The organism is Ruegeria sp. BG8, from assembly GCF_056538325.1.
The window spans coordinates 129,242-155,540 of record NZ_JBQFSZ010000009.1; the positions used below are offsets into that span (position 1 = coordinate 129,242).

25 protein-coding genes are annotated in these 26,299 nt (G+C 57.0%); 6 read left to right on the forward strand and 19 right to left on the reverse strand.

Annotated features, from left to right (window positions below; all coding sequences use genetic code 11):
* Nucleotides 1-10: 10 nt before the first annotated feature.
* The gene (locus ACR0DG_RS16925) at nt 11-445 is read left to right on the forward strand and encodes a c-type cytochrome (protein WP_480698783.1); all 435 of its coding nucleotides are present in this window, start codon (nt 11-13) and stop codon (nt 443-445) included.
* A 60-nt stretch (nt 446-505) separates the two neighbouring features.
* Here ACR0DG_RS16925 and ACR0DG_RS16930 read toward each other — a convergent pair whose 3' ends face one another.
* The 7 genes from ACR0DG_RS16930 to ACR0DG_RS16960 form a co-directional block, all read right to left on the reverse strand.
* Nucleotides 506-2,002 (reverse strand): mannitol dehydrogenase family protein, encoded by a 1,497-nt coding sequence (locus ACR0DG_RS16930; protein ID WP_480698785.1) that lies wholly within the window; start codon nt 2,000-2,002, stop codon nt 506-508.
* Entirely contained in the window at nt 2,002-2,775 is a 774-nt protein-coding gene (locus ACR0DG_RS16935) for an L-iditol 2-dehydrogenase (protein WP_480698787.1), read from the reverse strand. Before ACR0DG_RS16935 ends, ACR0DG_RS16930 begins: the two co-directional genes overlap by 1 nt.
* Nucleotides 2,772-3,776: an ABC transporter ATP-binding protein gene (locus ACR0DG_RS16940; protein WP_480698789.1), complete on the reverse strand. Its 1,005-nt coding sequence runs from the start codon at nt 3,774-3,776 to the stop codon at nt 2,772-2,774. Before ACR0DG_RS16940 ends, ACR0DG_RS16935 begins: the two co-directional genes overlap by 4 nt.
* A gap of 12 nt (nt 3,777-3,788) precedes the next feature.
* A complete protein-coding gene (locus ACR0DG_RS16945; protein WP_480698791.1) occupies nt 3,789-4,619 on the reverse strand; it encodes a carbohydrate ABC transporter permease in 831 nt (276 codons plus the stop codon).
* 12 nt (nt 4,620-4,631) lie between these two features.
* A complete protein-coding gene (locus ACR0DG_RS16950; RefSeq protein WP_480698793.1) occupies nt 4,632-5,498 on the reverse strand; it encodes a carbohydrate ABC transporter permease in 867 nt (288 codons plus the stop codon).
* Between the two features lie 109 nt (nt 5,499-5,607).
* Entirely contained in the window at nt 5,608-6,912 is a 1,305-nt protein-coding gene (locus ACR0DG_RS16955) for an ABC transporter substrate-binding protein (RefSeq protein WP_480698795.1), read from the reverse strand.
* Nucleotides 6,913-7,006: 94 nt separating this feature from the next.
* Nucleotides 7,007-8,032, reverse strand: coding sequence for a LacI family DNA-binding transcriptional regulator (locus ACR0DG_RS16960; protein WP_480698797.1), 1,026 nt, complete (start codon nt 8,030-8,032; stop codon nt 7,007-7,009).
* A gap of 113 nt (nt 8,033-8,145) precedes the next feature.
* Between ACR0DG_RS16960 and xylB the strand changes: the two genes are divergently transcribed.
* Nucleotides 8,146-9,582 carry a xylulokinase gene (xylB, locus tag ACR0DG_RS16965; RefSeq protein ID WP_480698799.1) on the forward strand — a complete coding sequence of 479 codons (1,437 nt, stop codon included), beginning with the start codon at nt 8,146-8,148 and terminating at the stop codon, nt 9,580-9,582.
* Nucleotides 9,583-9,770: 188 nt separating this feature from the next.
* Here xylB and ACR0DG_RS16970 read toward each other — a convergent pair whose 3' ends face one another.
* The 12 genes from ACR0DG_RS16970 to ACR0DG_RS17025 form a co-directional block, all read right to left on the reverse strand.
* Nucleotides 9,771-10,466, reverse strand: a complete 696-nt coding sequence (locus tag ACR0DG_RS16970) for an RraA family protein (protein WP_480698801.1) — start codon at nt 10,464-10,466, stop codon at nt 9,771-9,773.
* Nucleotides 10,459-11,163 (reverse strand): alpha/beta fold hydrolase, encoded by a 705-nt coding sequence (locus ACR0DG_RS16975; RefSeq protein WP_480698803.1) that lies wholly within the window; start codon nt 11,161-11,163, stop codon nt 10,459-10,461. The genes ACR0DG_RS16970 and ACR0DG_RS16975 overlap by 8 nt, the downstream gene beginning before the upstream one ends.
* Nucleotides 11,164-12,294: a cobalamin-independent methionine synthase II family protein gene (locus ACR0DG_RS16980; RefSeq protein WP_480698805.1), complete on the reverse strand. Its 1,131-nt coding sequence runs from the start codon at nt 12,292-12,294 to the stop codon at nt 11,164-11,166.
* Between the two features lie 65 nt (nt 12,295-12,359).
* A complete protein-coding gene (locus tag ACR0DG_RS16985) occupies nt 12,360-13,322 on the reverse strand; it encodes a cupin domain-containing protein (protein ID WP_480698806.1) in 963 nt (320 codons plus the stop codon).
* A 153-nt stretch (nt 13,323-13,475) separates the two neighbouring features.
* Nucleotides 13,476-14,447, reverse strand: coding sequence for an ester cyclase (locus ACR0DG_RS16990; RefSeq protein WP_480698808.1), 972 nt, complete (start codon nt 14,445-14,447; stop codon nt 13,476-13,478).
* Complete coding sequence (locus ACR0DG_RS16995) at nt 14,444-15,457, reverse strand: LacI family DNA-binding transcriptional regulator (RefSeq protein ID WP_480698810.1); 1,014 nt, start codon at nt 15,455-15,457, stop codon at nt 14,444-14,446. Before ACR0DG_RS16995 ends, ACR0DG_RS16990 begins: the two co-directional genes overlap by 4 nt.
* A complete protein-coding gene (locus tag ACR0DG_RS17000; RefSeq protein WP_480698812.1) occupies nt 15,457-16,221 on the reverse strand; it encodes an SDR family NAD(P)-dependent oxidoreductase in 765 nt (254 codons plus the stop codon). The genes ACR0DG_RS16995 and ACR0DG_RS17000 overlap by 1 nt, the downstream gene beginning before the upstream one ends.
* A complete protein-coding gene (locus ACR0DG_RS17005; RefSeq protein WP_480698814.1) occupies nt 16,221-17,273 on the reverse strand; it encodes an ester cyclase in 1,053 nt (350 codons plus the stop codon). The genes ACR0DG_RS17000 and ACR0DG_RS17005 overlap by 1 nt, the downstream gene beginning before the upstream one ends.
* A complete protein-coding gene (hisD, locus tag ACR0DG_RS17010; RefSeq protein ID WP_480698816.1) occupies nt 17,270-18,601 on the reverse strand; it encodes a histidinol dehydrogenase in 1,332 nt (443 codons plus the stop codon). The genes ACR0DG_RS17005 and hisD overlap by 4 nt, the downstream gene beginning before the upstream one ends.
* 11 nt (nt 18,602-18,612) lie before the next feature.
* Nucleotides 18,613-19,143 (reverse strand): ester cyclase, encoded by a 531-nt coding sequence (locus ACR0DG_RS17015; protein ID WP_480698818.1) that lies wholly within the window; start codon nt 19,141-19,143, stop codon nt 18,613-18,615.
* The gene (locus ACR0DG_RS17020) at nt 19,140-20,657 is read right to left on the reverse strand and encodes a GMC family oxidoreductase (protein WP_480698820.1); all 1,518 of its coding nucleotides are present in this window, start codon (nt 20,655-20,657) and stop codon (nt 19,140-19,142) included. Before ACR0DG_RS17020 ends, ACR0DG_RS17015 begins: the two co-directional genes overlap by 4 nt.
* 4 nt (nt 20,658-20,661) lie before the next feature.
* Nucleotides 20,662-21,708, reverse strand: coding sequence for an ABC transporter ATP-binding protein (locus ACR0DG_RS17025; RefSeq protein WP_480698822.1), 1,047 nt, complete (start codon nt 21,706-21,708; stop codon nt 20,662-20,664).
* A gap of 287 nt (nt 21,709-21,995) precedes the next feature.
* Here ACR0DG_RS17025 and ACR0DG_RS17030 point away from each other — a divergent pair, with 287 nt between their 5' ends.
* The 4 genes from ACR0DG_RS17030 to ACR0DG_RS17045 all read left to right on the forward strand — a co-directional run bounded on the left by ACR0DG_RS17030 (nt 21,996) and on the right by ACR0DG_RS17045 (nt 26,295).
* Nucleotides 21,996-23,228 (forward strand): ABC transporter substrate-binding protein, encoded by a 1,233-nt coding sequence (locus tag ACR0DG_RS17030; RefSeq protein ID WP_480698824.1) that lies wholly within the window; start codon nt 21,996-21,998, stop codon nt 23,226-23,228.
* Between the two features lie 78 nt (nt 23,229-23,306).
* Nucleotides 23,307-24,338: a carbohydrate ABC transporter permease gene (locus ACR0DG_RS17035; RefSeq protein WP_480698826.1), complete on the forward strand. Its 1,032-nt coding sequence runs from the start codon at nt 23,307-23,309 to the stop codon at nt 24,336-24,338.
* A 2-nt stretch (nt 24,339-24,340) separates the two neighbouring features.
* The gene (locus ACR0DG_RS17040; protein ID WP_480698828.1) at nt 24,341-25,225 is read left to right on the forward strand and encodes a carbohydrate ABC transporter permease; all 885 of its coding nucleotides are present in this window, start codon (nt 24,341-24,343) and stop codon (nt 25,223-25,225) included.
* A gap of 77 nt (nt 25,226-25,302) precedes the next feature.
* Nucleotides 25,303-26,295 (forward strand): nuclear transport factor 2 family protein, encoded by a 993-nt coding sequence (locus tag ACR0DG_RS17045; protein WP_480698830.1) that lies wholly within the window; start codon nt 25,303-25,305, stop codon nt 26,293-26,295.
* Nucleotides 26,296-26,299: the final 4 nt, after the last annotated feature.

Below are 26,299 nucleotides of genomic sequence, written 5' to 3' on the forward strand. Positions count from 1 at the left end.
GTAGGTTGAGATGAACAAACACATTTTCGCGTTAGCCCTGTGTTGCATAGCGACCAGCAGCGCGGCAGATCATGAGTTGTTGGACAGAGACCTTGAGAATGGTCAGAACCTTTATTCCGAGCATTGTGCTGTATGCCACGGAGCTGATCTGGAAGGTCAACCCAATTGGCAAACACCCGATGAAAACGGCGTGCTACCTGCCCCACCCCATGATGTGACGGGGCATACCTGGCACCACGACAACAAGCTTTTGTTCGACTACACCAAATTGGGTGGCGCCGAAGCGCTCGCAGCCCGCGGCATCAGTGATTTCAACAGCGGCATGCCGGGCTTTGACGGCACTTTGACCGACGGCGACTTATGGGACGTTCTGGGTTATATCCGCTCCACCTGGCCAGACGATATTCGTGACATTCAGGCAAGTCGCAACCTTCCCCACGACTAGATACCCTTATCGGGACAATGCAGCCGGGCTTTATGCAGCGAGGCTGGTCAAACCGCGCATTTACGCCGGTTGCGCCAGATAAGTCTGCAACGCGTGGCGGCATCCGTCGTTCCAGATGATCTCTAACCAATTCGCGAAGGCAGTTCCAAACCGATCGTCTTGCCCCAAGGATCCGTAAATCTTGGCGTTTTCAATCCACAGCATTGGATTGAGACGCGCGGCTTTGGCTGTGTCCTGAAGCTGATCCCATATCGGATCATTTGCGGCGATCTCAGTTCCGTCTTCGCGTGTCCCTTCACACATTCTACACCAAAACGCTTCGGCTAGCGCCAGCCCCGAGATCGACGTTTTTGCGTCCAGCGCATCGCGCAGAGTTGGCAACAAAAATCCGGGATGTCTGGACGATCCATCAAATGCCACGCGGCGTGTGGTGTCATGAATAGCCGTATTTTCGAACCGCCGTGTGATCAAATTCAGGTAGTTGGCGGGCGTCATACCCGGAACCGAAGCCACATGCCCAAGTATGTCCCTTGCCTGAACGGTCGTAAAAAAATCGGATATGTCCCTGTCCTGCATACAGGCCGATATCGTGGGAATGTTCAATACTTCACCCACATTCGCCAGGATTTGGTGGCCACCGTTCAATATCCGCAGCTTCATGGCCTCGTAGGGGTGCACATCCTTTGTGATCGTTGCACCAACGTCTTCCAAGGGGGGACGGCCTGCGCAAAACGCATCTTCGATAACCCATTGGCGGAAATTCTCGTGTGTAACGGGGGCACGGTCATCAATGCCCAACGCCCGGGTTTGCGCCATAACCTGATCGGTGGTGGCCGGCACAATGCAATCCACCATGGAATTTGGGAATGCCCCGTTCTGATCTATCCAATCCGCCAGATCCGGATCGGACATTCGGGCAAGCCCAACGACACATCGGCGCAGGATCGCGCCGTTCCCTTGCAGGTTATCGCAGCTCAACGCCGTGAAAGGCGGCACCCCGGCGCTTTTGCGTTGGCCAAGTGCCGCGACGATGGCACCAAAAACAGTTCTGGGCTGATCCGGGTGCTGCACATCATGACGGACATCATCATGCGATGTGTCGAACGCTCCGGTTGTGGGGTCCAGATAATACCCGCCCTCGGTTACTGTCAAAGATACGATGCGAATTACGGGGTCCGACATTTGCCGGATCAAGGTCGCATTCCCGTTTTCGATCGGCAAATAGTCAACCATTGGACCGATGACCTGCGCCGAAACTCCCGCCGGGTCAAGTTCGATCAAGGTGGTCAAACAGTCCTGCGCCAAAAGCTTTTGCCGCATGTCTGCATCGTAAGAGCGCACCCCGGCACCAATGATGCCCCAGTCCAGGGCTTTGCCGCTTTGCATCAATTGGTGAATGTACCACGCCTGATGCGCACGGTGAAAATTCCCAAGACCAATGTGAACGATGCCAGGATTTATGTCAGCCGCACTGTAGAGTGGACGCTGAACGCCATCTGGCAGCGCATCCAGTGTGTCACGTGCAAGCTTGATTACCGAGTTGGCCAGTTGTTCCATCAGCTCATCCAGTTCCCACCATCCACATTGTAGGTCTGCGCCACGATGTATTCCGCCTCGTCCGAGGCTAGAAAGACAGCCATTCCAGTCAGGTCTTCGGCACGCCCCATGCGGCCATAGGGGACAGCTTCGCCAACTTCACGTTTTTTCTGCCCCGGCGCTTTGCCTTCGTGTTTGGCAAAAAACGCGTCGACCCCATCCCAATGCTCACCATCCACAACACCCGGAGCAATGGCGTTCACGTTGATACCATGGGCGATAAGGTTCAGCCCTGCCGATTGGGTCAATGAAATAACTGCAGCCTTGCTGGCACAGTAGACGGCAACCAAGGGCTCACCCCGCCGACCGGCCTGAGACGCCATGTTGATGATGCGCCCCTTGGTACCGTGTTCCATCATATGGCGCGCTACCGCCTGCAATGTGAACAGCGTACCCGCAACATTGATATCAAAGACACGCTGATAGTCTGCACGTTCAATTTCTGCGATCGGGGCCGCCGTAAAGATTGCAGCATTGTTAATCAAAATGTCTATCGGACCTAGTTTCTCTGAGACATCGGTCACTGCCTGATCAATGCTGTCCTGGTTCGTGACGTCCATCTCAACGGCCATTGCGGCTGTGCCGATTTCGGCAGCAGCTTCTGTGGCACGCGTTATGTCGATATCAGCCAAAGCAACGCGCGCGCCCTCAGAGACATACGCTTTTGCAAAGGCAAGACCGATCCCGCGGGCCGAACCCGTGATCAGTGCGGTTTTGCCTTCCAGACGCATCATTCTATCCGTAGCCCTTGCGCATCAAACTTGTGAATGACGTCCGCGCGGGGGGTCAAATGGATACGGTCGCCGTGACGGAATCCAACCTCACCATCCGCGCGTACAGTAATGGTCTCCGCCAAGCCTGTTTCGTGCACATGAAAAAACGTGTCCGAGCCAAGATGTTCTGACACGCTGACCACACCGGACCAGGTACCTTCGGTGTCAGAGACCGAGATATGCTCGGGCCGGATACCGATTGTATGTGCACCATGTTTGGCCGCCTCATCCCCTTGGATAAAGTTCATTTTGGGCGAGCCGATAAAGCCCGCTACGAATAGGTTACGCGGTGTTCGGTACAGCTCTAGCGGGCTGCCAACCTGTTCAATCACCCCGGCCTGAAGAACGACGATCTTGTCGGCCATGGTCATCGCCTCGACCTGATCATGCGTCACGTAGATCATCGTAGTTTCAAGACGTTCGTGCAGCTCGCTTATTTCAAGCCGCATACCGACACGCAGGGCGGCATCCAGGTTCGAAAGTGGCTCATCAAACAGAAACGCGGCCGGTTCGCGGACAATTGCGCGCCCGATGGCAACGCGTTGGCGTTGTCCACCCGACAATTGCCCGGGACGGCGATCCAGATAATCCGCAAGGTTCAGAACACTGGCAGCACCTTCGACACGTTTGTCGATTTCTGCCTGATCTAGCTTGGCCATGCGCAAGGGGAACGCGATGTTCTTGCGCACAGACATATGGGGATACAGCGCGTAAGACTGAAACACCATCGCCAGGCCGCGCTTGGCGGGCGGCACATCAGTGGCATCAGAACCGTCGATCTCGATATGGCCGGTTGTGATATCTTCCAATCCCGCAATCAGGCGCAGCAAGGTGGATTTACCGCAGCCCGAAGGGCCGACAAAGACTGTGAACTCGCCATCTTCTATGGTCAGGTCCAATGGAGGGATGACCTGTACATCGCCGAAGCTTTTGGTCACGGACTTGAGTTGAATACGTCCCATGTGTCGTGTTCCTTATTTCACAGCGCCGAAGGTCAGGCCGCGGACAAGTTGTTTCTGGCTGAACCAGCCAAGGATCAGGATTGGCGCAATCGCCATGGTCGAAGCCGCGCTGAGCTTGGCAAAGAACAGGCCTTCCGGGCTGGAATAGCTGGCGATAAAGGCCGTCAACGGGGCCGCATCAACGGCCGTCAGGTTGAGGGTCCAGAACGCTTCGTTCCAGGCAAGGATGAAGTTCAGCAGCACAGTCGAGGCGATACCGGGAACTGCCATGGGCGTCAGGACGTAGAGGATTTCCTCTTTCAACGTCGCACCATCCATTCGCGCGGCTTCCAGAATCTCGCCCGGAATTTCGCGGAAGTAAGTGTACAGCATCCAGACAATGATCGGCAGATTGATGAGCATCAGCACCACCACCAGACCAGCACGGCTGTCCAATAGGCCCAACTGAATGAACAGCAGGTAGATCGGATACAAGACACCAACCGCAGGCAACATCTTGGTGGACAGCATCCACAGCAGGATGTCCTTGGTCCGCTTGGAGGGCACAAAGGCCATGGCCCAAGCTGCAGGGACTGCGATGATCACGCCAAAAAGGGTGGAACCGCCTGCAATGATCACCGAATTCCAGAGAAAGCGCATGTAATCCGAGCGTTCCTGCACGATGGCGTAGTTTTCCAGCGTCCAGTCGAAGTTCAGAAAGATCGGTGGGCTGGCAATCGCCTGCGCTTCGGTTTTGAAGCTGGTCAAGATCGTCCACAGGATCGGGAAAAAGATCAGCAGACCGACAGCCCAGGCAAGGGCAGTGTTCAGCGATTTGCGGCGGGTTGTGACGGCGCGGGCCATGATACTACCTCCTCACGCGTCCAGGTTTTTGCCGACGATGCGCATCAGGAAGATGGCAACGATGTTGGCAAGAATGATTGCATAGACACCACCAGCCGATCCAAGGCCGACATTCTGGCTTTCCAACACGCGCTGGAAGATCAGGTAGGTCAGTGTGCGGGTTCCGAATGCGCCGCCGGTGGTCACGAAAATCTCGGCGAAGATCGACAGAAGAAAGATGGTCTGGATCAGGATCACGATGGTGATCGCCCGGCCCAGATGCGGCAGGATGATATGGTAGAACCGTTTCAGTGGCGGTGCTCCGTCCATCTCGGCGGCTTCCAGTTGTTCGCTGTCCAGTGACTGGATTGCGGTTAGCAAGATCAGCGTTGCGAAAGGCAGCCACTGCCATGACACGATCATCACGATCGAAGTCATCGACGCCTCGGACAGCCACGAGATCGGCTCGGCCCCGAAAAAGCGCCACAGATGAGCCAGAAGACCATTGACCGGGTCCATGAACATGTTTTTCCAAACCAGCGCAGATACGGTCGGCATGACAAAGAAAGGCGCTATCACAAGGATACGTACGACGCCCTGCCCCCACATGGGTTGATCCAAAAGCATCGCCAGCAAGACACCAAGAACGACGGTGATCACCAGAACGCCACCAACGATCACCAGCGTCGCCTGGACCGCGGGCCAGAATGTACTGGAAGAGACGAAACGAATGTAGTTATCCAGTCCGACCCAACCCAGATCACCACCGCGCAGCGGCAGGTATTTCTTGAATGAAAAGTACAATGTCATCGTCAGCGGCACCAGCATCCAACCAAGTAGCAGAACTACGGCGGGTGCCATCATCAACCGGGCAACGGATCGGGAGTGTTGAGTAGCCATGACGCAAACCCTCTCTGTTCAGGCGTAACGCAAGCCTGCGAGAAAAACACGATTTGTGAAAGTGAAGAAGCGGGGGGCAGCGATCTGCCCACCCACTGGGGAGAAGACGTCAGTACCCTGCGGCTTCCATCTCTTCGGCGGTAAAGGCCTGCGCTTTGGCAAGGGCTTCATCGACCGATTGCTGTCCGGCGTAGACCGCCGAGAACTCTTGGCTGACTTGTGTCGCAATACCCGCAAATTCCGGGATCGCAACGAATTGGATGCCAGTATAGGGGGTCGGCTGCGCACAGCAGTTCTGGGGGTCAGCCGCAAGGATCGACTTCAGCGTCATCTGCGCAAAAGGGATGTCCTTGTAGTTGTCGTTCTCATAGAGAGACGTCCGCGCACCCGGGGGAACGTTGGCCCAGCCTTCGTTCTCGGCTACCAGCTCGATATAGTCTTTCGAGGTCGCCCATTCGATGAACTTCTTGGCGGCATCTTCCTGCTGCGTACCAGCCGGGATCGCAAGCGCCCATGCCCAGAGCCAGTTGGCGCGCTTGTCGACACCTTCCGCATTCGGGGCCAGAGCGAAGCCGACCTTGTCAGCTACGGTCGAGTCATTCGGATTGGTCACGAAAGACGCCGCAACCGTGGCATCAATCCACATTCCGCACTTGCCTTGCTGGAACAGTGAGAGGTTTTCGTTGAACCCATTGGTGGCATACCCTGCAGGGCCCGATTCATTCATCATGTCTAAGAAGAAGGTCAGTGCCTCTTTCCACTCTGGTTGATCGAACTGGGGCTTCCAGTCTTCGTCAAACCAGCGCGCACCGAACGAGTTTGCGGTGACAGTGATGAAGGCTCCGCCTTCGCCCCAACCGGCCTTGCCACGCAGACAGATACCGTTGATGTCGTTATCGCGATCCGTCATTGCAGCAGCCGCTTCGCGGATGAACTGCCATGTTGGTGCCTCTGGCATTTCCATGCCAGCTTTCTCCATCAGGTCTGTGCGATACATGATCATCGAGCTTTCGCCGTAAAACGGCGCAGCATAAAGGGTGCCATCGTTGCTCAGACCACCTGCCATCGCAGGCAACAGGTCCCCGACGTCATACTCTGCTGACATGCCATCCAGCGGCACCAGCCAGCCGTTTTGACCCCAGATCGGCGTTTCGTACATGCCGATCGTCATGATGTCGAACTGACCACCTTTGGTCGTGATGTCCGTGGTAACGCGCTGGCGCAGAACGTTTTCTTCCAGCGTCACCCACTCGACGTCAATGCCGGTCGCCTCGGTGAAATTGTCGGTATAGCCCTGCATGCGGATCATGTCGCCATTGTTCACTGTGGCGATCGTTATGGTTTCCGCTTGGGCCGCTGCCGTGGCGACAAATGTCAATGCAGTCGCCGCGCGAAGTGCGTGTTTGAGATACATCCCTGTCCTCCCTGAGCTTGGATGTCGTGCAGGAAGGGTAGATCGAATCTTGTCGCGGCGTCAATAAAAACTTTACGCGCGTTAAATTTTGAAGTCAGGCGGACTCACGCAAAACCAAGCGCGCCGGGAACAAAGTTTCAGCGCGCGTTTCGAATTTACCCCCATTTTCAATGAGTTCGAACAGAGACTCCGCGCTTTTGGCTGCCACGTTGTCATAATCATGGGCCGCAGTTGTCAACGACGGGCACGTGAATTTTGCAAAGGGATGGTCATCATTCGAGGCCACGCGCAGACTGCAATCTTTGCCCCGGCCGACACGAATCCCCTGCTCATAACAGGCCGCAAGAAACCCGATTGCGAGACGATCGTTGCTGCACAAAACCGAGTCTGTCTTTAGCTGCCGTTCTTCCAAGACCTTCAACGCACCGCGCTTGCCGATGTCTTCGAAAGCCCATCCCCTGCCCTCAACCTTGATGACATGCGGTTCCAGCCCAAGGCTTTCCATGACATCGACATAAGCCTTACGGCGTTTGTTTGCGTTCGGGTTTGCCGGGGTGCGCATTTCAAAGAAGGACGGGGGCTCGCCGGTTCGGATCATGTATTCTACGGTCTGCGAAACGAAGCTGAAGTTATCAGATCCGACGAATGCCGCTCCAAGGCCATCGAGGTTACTGTCAAAAAGGATAGTCGGGACATCGGCGCAGAACTTTTCGATTGCCAACCGGTCAGATGCGCGCCCCAAAGGGGCCAACAACACTCCCGCAGGTTTGAGAGATCGCAAACTATCCAGAATTTCGTTTTCCAGCTTTTGCTCACCATGCGAACTGAACAGCGTGGGGCGATAGCCAGCCGCGATACAGCTTTGTTCAAGGTATCTGGCGATCTCGGCAAAGAACGGATCAGCCAGGTAGGGTACGACGATTCCGATATTCTTTGTCAGCTTCCTGTTTTGGTTAATCGCGTAGATATTAGGCCGGTAGTCAAACCGCTCAAGCGCCTCTTCAATGCGTGCGCGTGTACTCGCGCGAACGCTATCGGGGTCGTGAAAATACTTGGATACAGTTGGCCGCGATATACCGCTGACAGCTGCGAATTCCTCCATGTTCTTTATCTTGGTCATAACGTCGGGGTCTGCGCCTGTTTCTTTCGTAACTTTACATATTCTTTCCGCGCGCCAAAAAATCAATCCCCTCGCCCTTGCCGCGCAAACCTGTGAAAGCTACAGATTCCCATATGTACATAGGGATCGACATTGGGACGTCGGCGGTCAAGGTCGTGTGTTCGGACACAACCCGGATTGTCGCGACAGCCGCAGTTGAATTGGAAACCTCCTCTCCGCAGCCGGGCTGGTCCGAGCAACCGCCGGATATCTGGTGGCACGCGACCTGCAACGCGTTGCACACTTTGGGCACGTCCGTTCGGCTGAGCGACGTGAAGGCCATCGGCCTGTCCGGCCAGATGCATGGGGCGGTACTGCTCGACGCAAACAAGACCCCCATAAGGCCCGCGATTTTGTGGAATGATAGCCGGTCGACAGCAGAGTGTGATCAGCTGCGCCAGGCCGTACCGCAGATCGGGACGACTTCGGGCGTCTTACCCCTGCCCGGTTTTACCGCGCCAAAGATCATGTGGCTGAAACGCTATGAACCAGACAAATATGCCCGCATTTCGCATATCTTACTGCCAAAGGACTACGTCGCCCTAAAGCTGCATGGCCATTTGGCCACGGATATTTCTGACGCGGCCGGTACCATGTGGCTGAACCAGGGCACGCGGGATTGGAATTCGGACGTCGCAGCAGCAAGCGATACCTCGCCAGACTGGCTGCCTCCTTTGCATCACGGGCACGACGTGGTCGCGGCAGTTTCTGCCAGTGCCGCGTCGGAAACTGGCTTAAAAACTGGCACGCCGGTTGTGGCGGGTGGAGGGGACGCTGCCACAGGTGCAGTTTCGCTTGGGGCCACTGAACCCGGACGGGGGTTCATTTCGCTGGGTACGTCTGGCCAGCTTTTCGTGGCCGACGACACGTATAAACCCAACCCCGAGAAATACGTTCACGCCTTTGCGCATACGTTGCCAGATCGCTGGTACCAAATGGCGGCTATGTTGAACGGCGCACGCCCGATTGCCTGGATCGCTGAACAATTGGGGGTGACGGCCGGTGAAGTCATCACGCTGGCCGAAACCGCCAATACTGAACGTGTACCCATTTTTCTGCCCTACCTGACCGGAGAACGCAGCCCCCACGGCGACCCTCATATACGCGCCTGCTTTTTTGGCCTCGAGGACGCAACAACCCGGGCTGAAATCTGCCGGGCCGTGGTCGAATCCGTTGCCTTTTGCTTTGCTGACGCTGCCGAAAGTTTTGGCGAAACAATACAAAACCTACCCGCACTTTCCGCGATCGGAGGCGGAAGCCGTTCAGACCTGTTGCTGGGCTTGATTGCATCCGTGATAGACAAACCGATCGAACGATCGGCCGGGTCAGACACTGGTCCGGCCTTCGGCGCAGTCAGGCTCGCAGCTTGTGGCGACAAGGCCCTGAGCATAAGTGACCTGTCCGTCCAGACCACCAGCACTGCAACATTTGAGCCTTCACCTTCCGATGCACTGTCGGAACGATTGGAGCGGTTCAGAACCTTTTATCAAACAGTACGGGTTATGACATAGACTGAGCCCAGAGGTCTCGGAGACTGTGACGCGTATTCCCGCACTTAATGCGACAGCCCCAACTCAGGTTTATGTGATTTTGTCCACCACCCACGGATTAAACAGTAATCAATCACAGTGTCTGGCACGCTGGGACTGACTTGCAAGTCTCCTCAAACACTGAAGTAGACCACCTACGCCTGCTAACGTCAGGTTCGGGCTTTTTCGAACGCTGTCCAGGCCGCCTCGAAGGCGGCGAAATCAAAGCCCTCGGCACGGGCGGGTTCTAATACCAGCTTTTCGGTCTCAAGCAGCTTGTGGATCGCAGCGCCCAGTCTGGGAATGTAGTCCGCCGGAATGACAAGAGCGCCGTGGCGGTCGGCATGGATCAGATCGCCATCTTCAACCCGCATGCCAAAGACGGTAACGGGCGTTCCAATTTCGCGTACGTGAACAAAGGCGTGACTGGGGCCAACCGAGCCGGCAATCACTGGAAACCCCTCGGGCAGGTCGCCAAGGTCGCGCATCACGCCGTTGGTTAAAGCGCCTGACAGACCAAACCCCTTGTGGACGGTCGTATTGATCTCGCCCCAATACGCGCCGACTGCATTTTCCCCGTCGAGATCCTCAACCACCGCAATACCCGGCCGCGGTCCCTCGGCCATGTGACGGTAATAGTCCATGCGGCGCGCCTTGATGACGTCCGCGGGTTCCGAGGACGGGGCAACTGCCGCAATCTTTGCGGTTCTGGCAAACCCGACGATTGCTCCGGCGTCTGGATCGCTGCATAGCACGGTTCCTCGGGTAAAGCGATCAAAACCCCGTCCGCCTTGAGAAACCTCAATCGCATTGCAGACAGTAGGTGTGTCGACCGATTTCAACAGGGCCAGCAGTTCATCATTCATCGTCAACTTCCTTTAGCCAGCGGTCCAGTGCACGCGCGGTTTCTAACGGTCTTTCCAGTGTCGGCAAATGTCCGGCACCGTCGATGATCACCAATTCCGAGCGCGGCAGCAGGTCATGCATCAACTCATGGCGCGAGATCGGGCACAGCTTGTCTTCACGACCGCACAAAACCAAGGCGGGTTTGTCAAACGCGCGCAGGGTTTCGGTTTGATCCGGCCTGTCGCGCAGGGCAACGGACTGCGCGCAGAAAACCTCCGGCCCCAATGTCAGCGCCATGTACATGCACAGATCCAGTATCTCGGCCCGGTTTTCACCATCGCTGAGGTAATTGGGCTTCATCTCGTCCCGCATCACGCTATCCAACTTTCCGGCCAGTGCGCGTTCCATTTGCGGGCCACGGCGGGCCTGAACCTCAGGCATCTCGGCAAGCGGGTTTGTGTCCAACAGGGCCAGGCCAGCCACCCGATCAGGGGCCTGACGGGTGATCTCCATCGCGACGATCCCGCCCATGGACAGCCCTCCAAGGGCAAAGCGGTCCGGGGCCTGCGCCAAAATCTGCGCTGCCAGATCTGCCATGTTATCACTGCCCGACAATGCCGGAACGGATACGGCGCGCGTGGGGGTGAAGGCCTCGATCTGGGGGGCAAACAGCCGGGCATCACACATCATGCCCGGCAGCAGTAGCAAGGGGGTCATCTAACCCTCCGACATGGCGGCTGCACCCTCGGCCAAAGCCGCAAGCTTGGCATACGCGATCGAGGGATCAACAGCGCCGAACCCGGCAAAGGTGCCGAACCCACAATCACTACCCGCGATCACACGCTCTGCCCCGACAATATCGGTAAAGCGCGCAATACGCTGAGCCACCAGTTCTGGGTGTTCCACGAAATTGGTGGTCGTATCGACCACGCCCGGCACCAACACTTTATCGTCAGGGATATCGGCTTTGCGGTCGCGGAACACAGCCCATTCATGGCCGTGACGCGGATTTGACGTCTCAAACAGGACATAGCGCGATTTGGTGGCCATCAGAGTGTCGAACATCTTGGACATAGGAATGTCGCACAAATGCGGGCCTTCATAGTTGCCCCAACAGATATGAACCCGCACTTTTTCCGCAGGAACATTCGACAACGCATGGTTCAGAGCGTCCACGTGCATTTGCGCAACCTCGATGAACTCTTCATCCGTCATGTCAGTAAAAAGCATGTGGCGCGACAGGGCCAGATCGGGGCAATCAAGCTGCAAGTCCAGACCCGCCGCGACGATGGTTTCGTATTCCTCTTTCATCGCATCCGCCAGCGCGGCCAGATAAGCCTCACGCGATTTGTAATGATCGTTTTGTAGGAACAGGGAAATGACGCCGGGGCTGGCGGCGTTCATAAAACCCCGCTCGACACCGTGTTCCACCATTGCCGCCTTAAGGTTGGCGATGTCCTTTTGCAACTCGCCCTGCCCTTTTGACCGAACCTCTCCGGTACACATAGGGCGGGCATATTGCGGAGTGCCACCCGCTTCGGCCAGACGTTGCAGAAAGCTGGGGAACATTTTCAGATCGGCGGGTGCGTTTCGAGGGCTGTCGCCCGAAAACCCGGTGTAGCGATCCTTGACATAGGTCGCATAGCTGATCTTTGACGTCTCACCATCCGAGACAATGTCGATCCCCGCGTCCTTTTGCTGTTTCACCGTCTGTGAAACTGCTGCCGTCATGCAGGCGTCCAAGGCGGCAGGGTCGTAAGGCTCGTCACGCTCGCGGGCAAAGATGAAATCCACCACCTCTTGCGTGCGGGGCAGGCTGCCCACATGGGTCGTCAGAACGCGGGTCATCTTTGTCTCCTTGATCTTGGTCTTAAGGGCGGTCGCAGCGCTTTGGCCTGCGACCACCTGTTCGTTTAGGCCCCGGTCCAGGTTGCCCCTGCCGGATCGTCGGTGGCAGTGATCCGGTAAAGGCCCGCCTGACCGGTCATCGACGGCATCACGCTATAGCGTTCGCCGGGCAGAACCAGCGCTGTGTCACCGCTGGACAGGGTGACAACCACATCGTTGATGGCAATGCGCCAATGGCCGCTGGCGGGCATCAGAACCACGGGTTTGGTGGCTTCGACCGGGGCCTCAACGCCAGAGCCGCGGGTCAGGAAATCAACCTCGAACCCCGGTTTGTCCTTGATCAGGCCGTTCTCACCGATCACCACGGCGGGTTTGTTCGCGGCCAGCGCCATCAGGTCCCAGTAACGGGCAACATATTTGCCGACAACGTCTTCGACCGGAACCTCGGGATAGGCTTTCAACTGGTCTTCGGTCAACAGGGGCATGGGCTGCACGTTATGGGGCAGCTCTTCGCCCTTTTTGCTGTCGTAGAGCACGCCGTTATTGCCCAGCATCAAACCATGGGCCTGCGCGTCCTCGATGACCTGCGGGGCCCATGTCACGCCACCGCCCGCATCGTCGCCCCCCAGGATCGACATGATCATGCCGTAGTCCTGTCCGACATTCTCGAACCCCCGGAAGATACCCGTGGGGATGTTGAAAATGTCACCTTCCTCGGCAATGAACTCACCCGCCGTACCGTACCGACCCCAGAAAAAGCGCCAGCGGCCCTTGGCGACAAAGAACACCTCGGCCGTGGTGTGGCTGTGCAGAGAGTTGCGGCATTTCGGAGGTTGCCCCGCCGCGCCGATGTTGAACCCGATCTTGTCGGTGATGTGGACATGCTGGTCGGGGCTTTCCGACACACCGCCGCCGACGATGGTGAAGTTTTCCTTTTGATCCGACCCCGGCGTGTGGGCGTCGATAAAGGCGGTTTTGCAGGGCTGAAGCTCGCCATAGCGGACGATGCGTTGTTCAATAGTGCTCATGGTCTTTTCTCCTTGGATAGGGGTGGTTTGACGAAATCAAACCATCCCTCCGGGAGGTCGGTTGTTCAGCCGCCGCGCCCGTAAGCTGGCGCGGTGGGCGTGAAAACGCCGCGCAGACTGGCTGTTGTCCAGATATGAGGCCCGTTGCGTCACTCAGACGTCTCCGGTTTCCAGCAGGATCTGTTTCCAAATCGCTACTTCGTCATACAGGCTGAATTCACGGCGCAGGCCCCACGGGCCGAACTCGGCATGGGACATGCCCATCACGTGGACCTTGGCCCCGGTTGGGCGTCCAAACGCGCCCCAGCCGTCATGGGTGCCATCCAGCGACCAGCGCACCGAGGCGCGCGGTGACATCATTCCGCCCTCCATGCCGATCTGATGGTGAATTTTGAATTCGGCATTCGGAAAGGACGAGCGCAGGCCGACCCAGAACCGGCTGACAGCCTCACGCCCAATGGCCTGTTGCGCGCCCGCGTATTCCCCTATGACCGCACGGTCGTAATCCACCAGAATATGGTTGAAATCCTTGTTCATGATGCGCGTCAGCGTCTCGGCATAGCGCGCGCCCCACTCATTTTCGTTGCCGGTGCCGTGATAACCGCCGTCCACGTCGATCTCGGGGGTAAAGGGGCGTGCAGCCTTGTCTGGCCCGCCTTCGGCTGCGATCAGATCTCGAGTGTAGTCGTGGGGCTCCAGCCCCAGTTGTCGCACCAGCCCGCCATAGTCGCGCACCAGCCATTCGTCATAGATCGTCTCGCCCTTGGCCGCGCAATCGGCGATGACGCGCACAACCCACTTCTTACCGCTGGCCTTACCAAACTGCCCATCCTGCAGATGCGTCGCGGTGGTCAGCAGACGGTGCGAGGACAGATGGCCGTGCTCGTCCGAGTAGGACCAGATCACATCCTCGCCGTAGAGCTGGCGATCGGGAAACTCATGACAGGTGGCCATAGTCGCGGCAATCACACCCTGGTTGCCGTGGCTGATCCCCATCGGCGTGCGCACCGGAATTTCGGGCGCGTAATAGCGGTTCAGCGTCTCGGTGCCGCGATCCTCCCATATCTCTTTCGTGATCCCAAGGATGTAGTCGGGAAAATCTGTCCACTTTTTAGCATAACTCATGGGAAAAAGCCTTTTGGTTTCCGGGACGACCCCCGCATTTTCAACGGGCCGGGGATCAGGATACTTTCCGACGCCTTGCCATCCTCGATGCGGGACAGCAGCACATCGACTGTGGCGGCTACCATCTTGTTGATCGGCTGCCGAATGGTCGTAAGGTCATAAACTGGCCAGGCCGCGATAGGCACGTCGTCATAGCCGACAATGCTGACATCATCCGGGATGGACAGCCCCAGTTCGAACCTGAGGGTATCCATAACGGCAAACGCCATATGGTCGTTGCCGACAAAGATCGCATCTGGTCGGTCCGGCGTGCTGCACATGGCACGCGCAATCGCTGATGCCGTTTCCTGATTGTACATCCCGTCTTCGATAGCAATAGGTTCCAACCCATGGTCCTTCAGGCCGTCGACAAACCCGCTCATGCGATCCAAACCCGTCGAAGACCCTTGCCAGCCCGAGATATGGGCGATCCTCGTGTGACCACCCCGCGCCAGGAAATTGGCGACCGTACGCCCGCCCTGCACATTGTCAGATGTCACCCGCACCAGATTGCCGGTTTCCTGTCCGCGGTTAAACATCACCACCGGAATTCCGGCATCTTCGCATCGTTTGGCAATATCACTGGACATGGCGACAGAGGCCGTGATGATCCCGTCGACCTGAAAAGACATCAGCTCTTCAACGATTTCGTCGACACCCTCGTCGTCTTTCGCCATGAACAGAAGGATATGGTACCCGCGTTCCTTCAAGGCGCGATCCAGATGTTCCAATGCCATCGGGTAGAATTGGTTCTCAAGGTAGGCCACGACCAAGCCGATGATCCGGCTTCTGCCCGTGATCATCGCTCGGGCCAGAGTATTCGGGCGATAACCCAACTCCTCCGCTGCTTTCTTAACCTTTTTCCGGGTCGCGGCAGATGCCGATGCGCCCGGCGTAAAAACCCGACTGACGGCGGATTGACTGACACCGGCAAGGCGGGCGACGTCGAATGATGTAACCTTCTCTGCCATCAGTCTGCCGTCCATCCGCCATCGACCAGCAGAGACGTGCCGGTCACAAGAGACGAAGCGTCAGAGGCCAGATAGACCGCCGCGCCAGTGATATCTTCCAACTCGCCCACACGACCCAGCTTGATCTTTTCCTCTATCCACGCGCGCCGTTCCGGGATCGCCAGCGTTTGCTCGGCCAGAGGCGTGCGGATGAATGTGGGCGCGAGCGAGTTCACACGTATGCCATGCGGACCCCACTCAATCGCCATGGATTTGGTAAAGCCTTCAACCGCATGTTTAGTGCCGCAATAGACTGCACGGTCTATGCCGCCAACCTGCCCCATCTGACTGGTTATATTGATAACGCTGCCGGGTTTACCGGCCGCGATCAGGCCGCGTGCAACAGCACGCGTCAGGAAATAGGCACCCTTGAAGTTCAGGTCGCTAACTGCGTCAAAATCAGCCTCAGTAGTTTCCAGTGCCGGGCTATGCCGCGCAAGACCGGCCGAGTTTATCAGAATATCAAACGGACCGGCTGCATCTACGGCCGCCTCGGTGGCAGCGACATCAGCGACATCCAACATCAGGCGCGTAGCGCTCCAGCCCCGTTCGGCGAACGCGGCAGCAACCTCATCCAGTTTGTCAGCGCGCCGCGCGGCCAGCGTGACTTCTGCCCCGTGACTGGCCAGTGCCGTCGCACAGGCCAAACCAATGCCCGAGGACGCGCCGGTGACTAAGGCGCGCTTACCGTCGAGGCGAAAAGAAGGGACGGGTGGCAGATCCATCAGGGCTCTCCTACGGGAAAGGGTACATGACCGGGAACACGGGCCTTATTGAACTCGCGCAGTCGGGCGAAAACGTCAACGCCCAGTTGCGCATAAGCGTCCAACAGGTCTACCAGAACCCAGTTTTCGCGTATCCTTCCGTTTTCAAGGCGCCAGAAATCCAGACTGCGCATGGTAATCCGTTTGCCCGATGGCGCGATGCCCATCCAGCCGTCATGCGTCACGGTTTGGATCATGTTCGGCCAGCCTGTGACCGCGGCGTAGTCCCCGTCCCCGAAGAAATGATAGGTAATGTCTTTTACATATTGCCCGCGGTCCGGCATCCCGTTCAGAAACGGAATTTGATGCCAATTGCGAAACCCAGCAAACCCTCGCCCGGTTCCTATTCCAGCAGGGCCATACCAGTTCATACGCGGGTGCCAGAACCGATCCATCTCCATCACTTCTGGACCGCCTTGGCTGGGATGCTTCTTGAGATACTCAAGCATCTCAACGATATGATCGCAGGATGCCTGAGATTTGGCCTCGTCCCAAGGCCCCGCGACAATTCCATCCTGCGAGGCTGAACCCGGGACGCAAAACTCCACCCCCAGGGACGGAGCCATCGGCCACGCACCCGCCTGCATCATCACTTCGGGAATGTCCCAAAGGGTCTGGATCTCGACCACTTCACCTGCGTGGATGCGATAGAACTCATGAAACCGCATATGGGTCAGATGCCCGGTTGGTGGAATGTCCAGCCAGGGGGCGGCGAACGTGCCAAAATAGTGTCCGCCGCAACCGATCCAATCGTCTCCGTGTTCGGTTCTGCCGCCAATTACAATCCAATCCCGCCGCTCAAGGTCGGGCATGGCGTTCAGCAACGGGGCATAGCAGGTGTCATACAATGCCTGCGGACCCGTCATGTCACCCAAGGGATAGGGCATGTGAATGACCGCATCGTCAGAAACCGCGCCGTTCAGCGCGGCTTGGACACGGACACTGTCAAAGTCGTACATCGCCGCACGAAGCGGTGCCATCAGCGCCTTGTTCGCTGAATGGACGTCGCTCATTCAGCGGCCTCGCGGTAGGGCGCAGGTTCACCGTAAGGGACGTTGATCCCACCATAGCGGCGCACACGGACGTTACATTGTTCCGCATGGCCAACAAAACCTTCAAGCATGCAAAGGCGCGAGCCGTACTCGCCAATCAGCGTAGCAGCCTCATCGGTCAGAACTTTCTGATAGCTGTGTGTTTTCAGATACTTGCCAACCCAAAGGCCACCAGTGTAACGGCCCGCCTTTTTGGTGGGCAACGTGTGGTTCGTGCCAATCACCTTGTCCCCGTTCGAGACATTGGTGCGCGGCCCAAGGAACAGCGCACCATAGCACGTCATGTTCTCAAGGAACCAGTCGTCGCGGTCTGTCATCACCTGCACATGTTCGGATGCTATGTCATCCGCGACCTGCAACATCTCATCATAGGTGTCGCAAACGATCACCTCGCCATATTCGTCCCAAGACACTTTCGCCGTGCCTGCGGTGGGTAAAATGCCCAGCAAGCGGTCGACTTCAGTCAAGGTTTCCTCAGCCAGTTTGCGCGAATTCGTCAGCAACACGCAGGGGCTGTTGTAGCCATGCTCGGCCTGACCCAGCAGGTCGGTGGCGCACAGCTCAGCATCGGCGGCGGTTTCATCCGCAATCACCATCGTCTCGGTCGGGCCTGCAAACAGGTCGATGCCGACGCGACCAAAGAGCTGACGCTTGGCCTCGGCCACAAAGGCGTTGCCGGGACCGACCAGCATGTGCACGGGGTCGATGGTTTCAGTTCCCAGTGCCATTGCTCCGATTGCCTGAATGCCGCCCATCACGTAGATCTCGTGCGCGCCGCCTAGATACATCGCGGCGATCACTGCAGGGTTAGGTTTGCCGTTGAAAGGCGGCGTGCAGGCGATGATGCGCGGCACGCCCGCAACCGAGGCTGTAGCCACCGACATATGGGCCGAGGCCACCATCGGGAACTTGCCGCCGGGCACATAGCAGCCCACCGATTGCACGGGGATATTCTTATGCCCCAGGATCACGCCAGGCAGGGTTTCGATCTCGATATCCAGCATCGAGTCGCGCTGCGCTTGCGCAAAGTTACGCACTTGTTCCTGCGCGAACTTGATGTCCGCGAGTTCCCGATCCGTCAGCTGATCAATCAATTCGTCAATTTCTTGTTGCGACAGTCGGAATGACGCGGGGGAGTAGTTGTCGAACTTTTCGCTCAGCTCACGAACGGCGGTATCGCCGCGGGTCTCGATATCCTTGAGCGTTGCCTCCACAACGGCGCGCGTTTTGGCGTCATCCTCCGCCCGGTCAGCGTCAGACTTGCCGCGTTTCAGATACTCAATTGCCATTTTTTCAGCCCTCAGTTTGCGGGACGGGGCGGTGTCTTCTCGCCCCGGTCATAGGCTTCCCAGCCTTCACCGTTAAAAAGATCGACGCCCAGCTGCGCTGCAACATGGGCAAAGTCTACATTCACCCAGTTGTCGACTATCTTGCCGTCAACGACCTTCCAAAAATCCATGTACCTGATCTCGACACGTTTGCCGGTGGGTGCGATCCCCAGAAATTCGCCCGAATGCGTCGCCTCTTGCCGGCCAAAGGCAGCGGCCCATTCACCCATGTAAAGCCGTGCTTCGTCGATGCAGGTCTTGTCCGAAAACGCGGCCTGAAAGGGTCGCTGCCAATTGTCCTGAAATTCTTTCAAGCCAGTCTTTGTTCCGCAGCCCTGATTGCCCAGCCACCGGAATCCTTGGCTGAAGAACTCGCCGATATCGTCGATACGGTGATCGTTCAGACCATCCACCATGGTTTCGATCACGCGGCGCGTTTCATCCGTCTTGCTCAGGTCCGTGTCGCGGGTCAAAACCGCCTGCTCGGGGCGAGAACCTTTCATGCGGCATCCTCCGAAATTATTTGACCGGCACGATGGCCAATCATCATGGATGGGGCGTTGGTATTGGCGCTTGTGATGCTGGGCATGATGGATGCATCAGCGACCCACAATCCTTCGACCCCGCGAAATCCGAGGCGTTCCGTTACGGGCGAGCCGGAGTCCATTCCCATCCTCAATGTGCCGACGGGGTGGTATGCGGTAGCGGCACGGTTTTGGATATAGTCCCGCACGTCTTCTTCGGACTGCACTAAGGGTCCGGGGAATGCTTCGGGTGCCGTATGCGGGGACAAGTCGGCCTCTGCCATGATCATGCGCAGGCGTTGCCAGCCGCGTGTCAGACGATCCAGATCGTCGGGATCATTGAACAGTCCAAAATCAATCGCCAAACCTTCGCCCGTTACAGTCAGGCGACCCCGGGATTTCGGACGGCACACCACCGCATCGGCGAAATAGCCTGAGCCCATGGTGTAACGCCGGCCATTCCAATCGAGGTAGAACGGAATGAAATGACTTTGAATGTCAGGCCGTCCGCCCTGCCCGGTGCTGTCAAAGAACAACCCACCCTCGCATGTCGGAGACGCCAGAACGCCGCGCCCGCGCACCATCCAGTTCAAGGGGGCTGACAACCAGTTCATGGCATCATGGGCGTTTAGCCCATAGCCAGATTTCGGACCTGAGTAATGAATTCCGCATCCGGGGTGGTCGTGTAAATTCTCACCCACTTCCGGTGCATCGCGTACGACATCTATACCCGCCTTACGCAGATCATCCGCCGGACCGACACCCGAACGCAGAAGAATTTCGGGCGATCCGATCGCGCCGGCGGACAGAACGATGCCTTTGCGCGCCTTCAGAAGGGTGCCGTCCGTCAACTCCACTTTTGAAGCCCGGTCACCGTCAAACCGAATGCACTTTACATTCGTCTTCTGCAGGACGCTGCCGCCCTTTGATAGTGCCGGGCGCAAAAAAGCATCAGCCGCGGACCATCTGCGCCCGTTGTGCATGTTGAACCGACAAGGACCGCTGCTTTCGCGTTCGGGGGTAACATCTGCCGAAGGGTCATTGTCAAAAACGCACTCCAAAGCATGCGTCAGCGGATGCGGTGCCTCCATTCTGGCAGGGGCAATCTTTGCCTCAACTGCTTCGAATGTCGGGCCGACCTGTTCCCAGGTCCAACCCGGCACGTTCCAATCGTCAAAATCCGATTGACACCCGCGATACCAAACCATCGAGTTGATCGAGCCGGATCCGCCGATCATCTTGCCGCGCGGTATGGCCAGAGAGCGCCCATTTATGCCCTGCATTCCGACAGTTTTGTAGCGCCAGTCGCGACCCTTGCTGCCCATCATCCAGACCAGACCAAAAGGCATGCGCACCAACGGCCATTTGTCTGACGGCCCGGCTTCAAGCGCCAGAACACTGCCAGCTTCGTTTTCGATGAGACCGGCAGCAACCGCACAGCCGGCCGAGCCCGCACCGATCACGATAAAATCATATGCCTGAGGTTTGGGCATCGTATCAGTCCATTCGTTCGCCCGTGCTGGCATCGAACAGGTGACAGGCGGACGCTGGAATATCGACCGACACCTGCGTTCCGATCTCAGCGCGGTATTCTTTACCGGCACGGACCGAGGCAACAGTCCCACCAAGCTTGAGCGTGACAATCGTTGCGTCGCCAAGCAGTTCCAACGAATAAAGCGGAGCAGCAGATGTTCCATCCGGGTCGATGCTGGCATCTTCCGCACGAAACCCAAGAGTTGCTTTGCCCTCGTGCGTCGTCTGCAGGCCTGCAATTCGAACGTTTTCGCCGGTGAACACGCCGCCGGACACCTCACCCTCCAACAGGTTCATTGCAGGGCTTCCAATAAAGCTTGCCACAAAGGTATTTGCTGGTGTGTCGTAAATATCAGTCGGCGTTCCGACCTGCTGCACGACGCCTTTATTCATAACGACGACGCGGTCGGCCAGTGTCATGGCTTCGATCTGGTCGTGGGTCACGTAGATCGTTGTGACCTGCAATTCATGGCTAAGATTCTTGATCTGATGGCGGGTCGAGACGCGCAACTTGGCGTCGAGGTTCGACAGAGGTTCATCCATCAGAAACACGTTAGGCTCACGCACGATTGCACGGGCCAGTGCCACACGCTGTCGCTGACCGCCCGACAATTCAGCTGGACGCCGATGCATGAATTCCGTCAGCTCGACCATCTCGGCCGCGCGCTTGACACGCGCGTCATGCGTTGATGGATCAGTTTTGCGAACCTTCAAAGGAAAGCGGATGTTTTCGTAAACGTCGAGATTTGGGTAAAGCGCATAGCTTTGGAACACCATCGCAACGTCGCGATCTTTGGGGTCAAGATCATTCACGACCTGCCCGTCAATCGTAATCTCGCCCTCGCTGATATCCTCGAGCCCGGCGATCATGCGCATCGTAGTGGTCTTGCCACAACCAGAGGGGCCAAGCAGCACCAGAAACTCTTTATCCGCAATCGTCAGATCAAAATTGTGCACGCCAATAAATGAACCCCACCGCTTTGAAATATTCTTGAGCTGAATTTCCGCCATGGTCACCCCGGAATTTTTTGCATGCGTTCTCAAAAAAGCTGCCAAAGATTCGGAAGAATAGCAAGTGGAAGTTACCTAGATCATGGGAAACACGCCTAAATAGAAGGCAAAATCATTAGTTTTAAAGCAAATTATGAGAAATATGGCCGCCGAGAAGGATTAACTTGTCAGGTACAGATAAATTGGCATAATGCTGAATGCGAATGCACTACTGATCAAGTAGCGTCCAAAAAACAAGGATATGGCAGGTTAGCGCCTGTACAGAACCAACCGGAGGACCTCTAACGATGAAACTAGTTAAAAACTTCGCTGCCGGTGCGGTTGCGGCACTGATCGCCACTGCAGCGTATGCCGAATGCGAAATCGCCAGTGGCAACGTCAATATACTGGCAAACGACTTCCCCGCACTAAAGGCGGTTACGTCTACAGCGGCCGAATGTGCGGGTGATGGCGTTACAGTCGCTGCCAACCACAACAAAGATTTCCGCACCTTTCACAAGCAGGCCCTGACGGCCAATCCAGCTGAATACAGCTCTGTCATTGTTGCGAACTCTTCGATCGTGCCGCTCTTGAACGAAGGTCTGCTTCGCCCGTTGGACGATCTGGTCGCAAAACATGGGCAAAGCCTGAAAAAGAACCAACTGATCACGATCGACGGCAAGATCATGGCGATTGCCTTCATGGCGAACGCGCAGCACCTGTTCTTGCGTGAAGACATTCTGGAGCAGGTCGGTAAGCCCGCGCCCGCAACCTGGGAAGAAGTGGTTGAGACCGGCCAGGCCATCAAAGACGCAGGCATCATGGACCATCCGTTCGCCTTCCTCAGCATGGCCGACTGGAACCTGGGCGAGGAATTCGTGAACATGTATCTCGGTCACGGCGGCGAGTTCTTCAAGCCGGGAACAGCCGAGCCGTCGATCAACAACGAAGACGGCCTTGCAACGCTGAACATGATGAAGCAGCTGGTCGCGCTGTCGAATCCGGATTTCCTGACCTACAACACCGCGACCGTGGTGCCGATCTGGAAATCAGGCGATCTGGCTATTGCCCAGCTTTGGGGATCCAGCGGCGGTGAGTTGCTGAGCGGAGAAGGATCCGAAGCCGGGGTCGCTGAAAGCACTGTCCTTGTTGGCGCACCAACCGTCGCTGGCGGATCGGCGCCCGCTTCCTCACTCTGGTGGGACGGCTTCACCATCTCAAAGAACATCTCTGACGAAGACGCCGAGGCGACGTTCATCGCGATGGTCCACGGCATTTCCGACAAGATGGTCGAGGCAAACAACGATGCCGCCGTTTGGCTGATGGACTCGTACAAGCCGGGTGCAGCCGCGGCAGGTATTGCTGCGACCGCAAGCGGCGGTGCCGAGCCCTACCCGATGCTGCCTTACATGGGTCTGCTGCATCAGGCTATTCAGGAAGAGCTTCCTGACTTCCTGCAAGGCAACGAAAGCCCGGAGCAGACGCTGTCCGACATCGAAGCAGCCTATGTCGCTGCCGCGAAAGAGGCCGGTTACCTTTAAGCGTCAAAACCCGGGGCAGCTTTGGCCGCCCCGGGTCGTTGTTTTCCAAAAGCACGCAGAAACAAAGGGTATGGGGCTGTGAAACACCGCGCATTCTTCTGGTTTATCTTGCCGTCTTTGTCCGCGATGATCTTGTTCATCGCCCTTCCGATTGTTTCTGTCGCCGTGCAGTCGCTTTTCGTCGAGCACGAACAGATCATGGTCGAGGTTGAAAACTGCACACCCTTCAAATGCGAAACAGTTTTGCAAGTTGATGCCGAAGCCACCTCGGCGCTGCAGGATGAGGCTCCGCTGGGGCGCTTTAACGGGCTTGGGACTTATACAAATCGCAAGCACCTCGCCACAGAAGAGGTGAGCACCGCCTGGAACGAAACCGAGACCATGGGCGAGTTCATATCCGAACTGATGAACCTGCCATTTTATAAGGCTCTTTTCTTTACCCTCACATATACGGCGGTCGTGACACCGTTTGTCCTAATCATCGGTCTGGGCGTCGCGCTAGCGGTCAATACGTTGCCGCAGATCATCAAGGGGCCGACAATCTTCGTCTCCCTACTTCCGATGATCGTAACGCCGCTGATCGGGGCGCTGATCCTGTTTTGGATGGTGGATGCCGACGGCGTCATCGGCGCGACATTGCAGAAGATCTTCAACGACCCGAACCTGTCACTGAAGGCATCGACACCGCTGACATGGATCATGCTGATGGTCTATGGAATTTGGAGCTCCGCTCCCTTCAGTTTCATCGTGTTCTATGCGGGTCTGCAGACCGTACCGAAAGAAACGCTTGAGGCCGCCAAGATCGACGGGGCCTCGCGTTGGCAGGCAATACGTTACGTTGTGGTCCCTTACATGATGCCGCTCGTGGTGTTCATCACCCTAATGCAATTGATGGACAATTTCCGCGTGTTCGAACCGATCGTGGCCTTTCAGGCCTCGGCCAAAGCGACGTCGCTGTCCTGGATCATTTTCAACGACCTGCGCGGTGGTGACGTCCAGCTGTTCGGATCGGCCGGGGCAACTTCAATTCTGACAATCATCGGCGTCTCGATCCTGCTGGCACCCGTGCTGGTCCGTACATGGCGCGACTTTAATCGGAAGAGGGCCTGATCATGTCGACATCCGTAGCAGACAGACGCTCCAAAGGGCTGGTCTGGTTCACCACCAGCTTCGTGGTCCTGTGGGTCCTAATCGCCGCCGGCCCGTTCCTTTGGACGGTTTGGGGATCATTCAAGGTTCAGCCCGACTTCTTCTCAAAATCCGATTGGACGAACGCCATCTACGGCGTGATGACAAAGGCCGAAACGGGCAGCGCCTTTACAGGTCAGGGCTACTACGGCGCTTGGGTCGAGCAAGAGTTCTGGCGCAATTCGATCAATACCGCGATCGTGGTGTTCTTTACGGTGATCATCTCGCTGACCTTTGGCACACTGGGCGGCTACGCCCTTGCACGATCCGGTTTCCGCTATGCGTTCTGGCTGCTGATGGCCGCTCTGGTTTTTCGCGCGATGCCGCATATCACGCTGGTTTCGGGCTACCTGCTGCCGTTCTTTGAGTGGAACGTATGGGGCAAGCTGGGAACCACCGTCATCGTGCTTGTCGCAATCAACCAGCCATTTACCCTGTGGATGCTACATTCGTTCTTTCTGAACATCCCCAAAGACATGGATGAAAGCGCCATGGTCGATGGCTGCACGCGGTTCCAGGCGTTCCGCTATGTGATCATTCCCGTCATGTGGCCGGGCGTAATTACCACAGGGCTGTTCAGTTTCCTGCTGGCCTATAACGACTTTGCCATCGGTGCCGTGCTGCTAAGCTCCGAAAACCAGACCATGGTACCAAAGATCGCCAGCTTCCTTGGGACGGTGCGAGAGACAGGCGATGTGATGTTCGCGGTGGCCGCCGCAGTCAGCGCCTTGATTCCACTGTTCTTCCTGGTGCTGTTCTTCCAGCGACAAATCGTAAGTGGCCTTACGGCAGGTGCCGTAAAGGGCTAACATCAAACTATGGAAATCCGGCTTTATTTGCCGGATTTCTTTTTGCGCACCCCAACCACAATATCAATGTGTGACCTATGTCCGACTTACAATCCGCCAAATCCCTCGTTCGAGACTTTTATGCTGCCATAGACGATGACCCTGTCGCTGCGGTGAAAACCTTTTGTGCGCCAGACGCAATCTGGCGTGGGTATCATCCGTTCAACGAAATTCACGACCCCGCTGAGGTCGCCAATCAATTCTGGGTACCCCTGAAGACCTCGGTGACACGCCTGCAGCGACGGTTGGACCTGTTCATGGCCGGGGAAAACGGCCTTGAGGATGGCGGCATATGGGTCGCCTCGATGGGGCACCTTATGGGCTTGTTCGACCATCCCTGGTTGGGCATTCCGCCCACCAACAAGATCGTCATGTTGCGCTATGCCGAATTCATTCGCGTGGACGAAGGCAAGATCACCGATACAGCAATGTTCTTCGACATCCCACATTTGATGATGCAAGCAGGCCTGAACCCCTTCCCACCCCAAACCGGAGCGCAACTGGTCCAGCCCGGCCCGATGACCCACGATGGCGTCATGTTTGACGCACAAAACCCGGTCGAGGGGCAAAAGACACTGGATGCCATCGAGTTCATGATCAACGACATCCGCGACTGGAAAGGACGTGAGGAGCAAGGGTTGCTGACCGAGCTACCCCGCAGCTGGAACGATGACATGATCTGGTGGGGGCCTACTGGAATTGGCGCGACGTACACAATCGAACGATACGCAAAACAACATGCCGGACCATTCCGTGAGGGGTTTGGGGATCGCATCTTCAACGGCCACATTGCCCGCATCGCCGAAGGGAATTTTGGCGGCTTCTTTGGCTGGCCCAATCTGACACTTACGCCAACGGGCGGTTTTATGGGAATGCCTGCCACCGGCAAGCCGGGGGATATGCGCGTAATCGACATGTATCGCCGCTCGGGCGACAAACTGACCGAGAACTGGATTTTCATCGACTTGCTGCATTTCTGGAAGCAGCAAGGCCTGGATGTTCTGGCGCGCCTTTCGAATATGCGGGGCTAAAGGC

Excerpts from the sequence above, each read along its gene's own strand:
- ACR0DG_RS16940 (WP_480698789.1), bottom strand. The coding sequence starts at position 3,776 with ATGGGACGTATTCAACTCAAGTCCGTGACCAAAAGCTTCGGCGATGTA.
- ACR0DG_RS16925 (WP_480698783.1), top strand. The coding sequence starts at position 11 with ATGAACAAACACATTTTCGCGTTAGCCCTGTGTTGCATAGCGACCAGC.
- xylB (WP_480698799.1), top strand. The coding sequence starts at position 8,146 with ATGTACATAGGGATCGACATTGGGACGTCGGCGGTCAAGGTCGTGTGT.
- ACR0DG_RS16970 (WP_480698801.1), bottom strand. The coding sequence starts at position 10,466 with ATGAATGATGAACTGCTGGCCCTGTTGAAATCGGTCGACACACCTACT.
- ACR0DG_RS17025 (WP_480698822.1), bottom strand. The coding sequence starts at position 21,708 with ATGGCGGAAATTCAGCTCAAGAATATTTCAAAGCGGTGGGGTTCATTT.
- hisD (WP_480698816.1), bottom strand. The coding sequence starts at position 18,601 with ATGGCAATTGAGTATCTGAAACGCGGCAAGTCTGACGCTGACCGGGCG.
- ACR0DG_RS17015 (WP_480698818.1), bottom strand. The coding sequence starts at position 19,143 with ATGAAAGGTTCTCGCCCCGAGCAGGCGGTTTTGACCCGCGACACGGAC.
- ACR0DG_RS16960 (WP_480698797.1), bottom strand. The coding sequence starts at position 8,032 with ATGACCAAGATAAAGAACATGGAGGAATTCGCAGCTGTCAGCGGTATA.
- ACR0DG_RS16975 (WP_480698803.1), bottom strand. The coding sequence starts at position 11,163 with ATGACCCCCTTGCTACTGCTGCCGGGCATGATGTGTGATGCCCGGCTG.
- ACR0DG_RS16935 (WP_480698787.1), bottom strand. The coding sequence starts at position 2,775 with ATGATGCGTCTGGAAGGCAAAACCGCACTGATCACGGGTTCGGCCCGC.
- ACR0DG_RS17030 (WP_480698824.1), top strand. The coding sequence starts at position 21,996 with ATGAAACTAGTTAAAAACTTCGCTGCCGGTGCGGTTGCGGCACTGATC.
- ACR0DG_RS16930 (WP_480698785.1), bottom strand. The coding sequence starts at position 2,002 with ATGGAACAACTGGCCAACTCGGTAATCAAGCTTGCACGTGACACACTG.
- ACR0DG_RS16945 (WP_480698791.1), bottom strand. The coding sequence starts at position 4,619 with ATGGCCCGCGCCGTCACAACCCGCCGCAAATCGCTGAACACTGCCCTT.
- ACR0DG_RS17040 (WP_480698828.1), top strand. The coding sequence starts at position 24,341 with ATGTCGACATCCGTAGCAGACAGACGCTCCAAAGGGCTGGTCTGGTTC.
- ACR0DG_RS16990 (WP_480698808.1), bottom strand. The coding sequence starts at position 14,447 with ATGAGTTATGCTAAAAAGTGGACAGATTTTCCCGACTACATCCTTGGG.
- ACR0DG_RS16985 (WP_480698806.1), bottom strand. The coding sequence starts at position 13,322 with ATGAGCACTATTGAACAACGCATCGTCCGCTATGGCGAGCTTCAGCCC.
- ACR0DG_RS16950 (WP_480698793.1), bottom strand. The coding sequence starts at position 5,498 with ATGGCTACTCAACACTCCCGATCCGTTGCCCGGTTGATGATGGCACCC.
- ACR0DG_RS16980 (WP_480698805.1), bottom strand. The coding sequence starts at position 12,294 with ATGACCCGCGTTCTGACGACCCATGTGGGCAGCCTGCCCCGCACGCAA.
- ACR0DG_RS17005 (WP_480698814.1), bottom strand. The coding sequence starts at position 17,273 with ATGAGCGACGTCCATTCAGCGAACAAGGCGCTGATGGCACCGCTTCGT.
- ACR0DG_RS17000 (WP_480698812.1), bottom strand. The coding sequence starts at position 16,221 with ATGGATCTGCCACCCGTCCCTTCTTTTCGCCTCGACGGTAAGCGCGCC.
- ACR0DG_RS17020 (WP_480698820.1), bottom strand. The coding sequence starts at position 20,657 with ATGCCCAAACCTCAGGCATATGATTTTATCGTGATCGGTGCGGGCTCG.
- ACR0DG_RS17045 (WP_480698830.1), top strand. The coding sequence starts at position 25,303 with ATGTCCGACTTACAATCCGCCAAATCCCTCGTTCGAGACTTTTATGCT.
- ACR0DG_RS16955 (WP_480698795.1), bottom strand. The coding sequence starts at position 6,912 with ATGTATCTCAAACACGCACTTCGCGCGGCGACTGCATTGACATTTGTC.
- ACR0DG_RS16995 (WP_480698810.1), bottom strand. The coding sequence starts at position 15,457 with ATGGCAGAGAAGGTTACATCATTCGACGTCGCCCGCCTTGCCGGTGTC.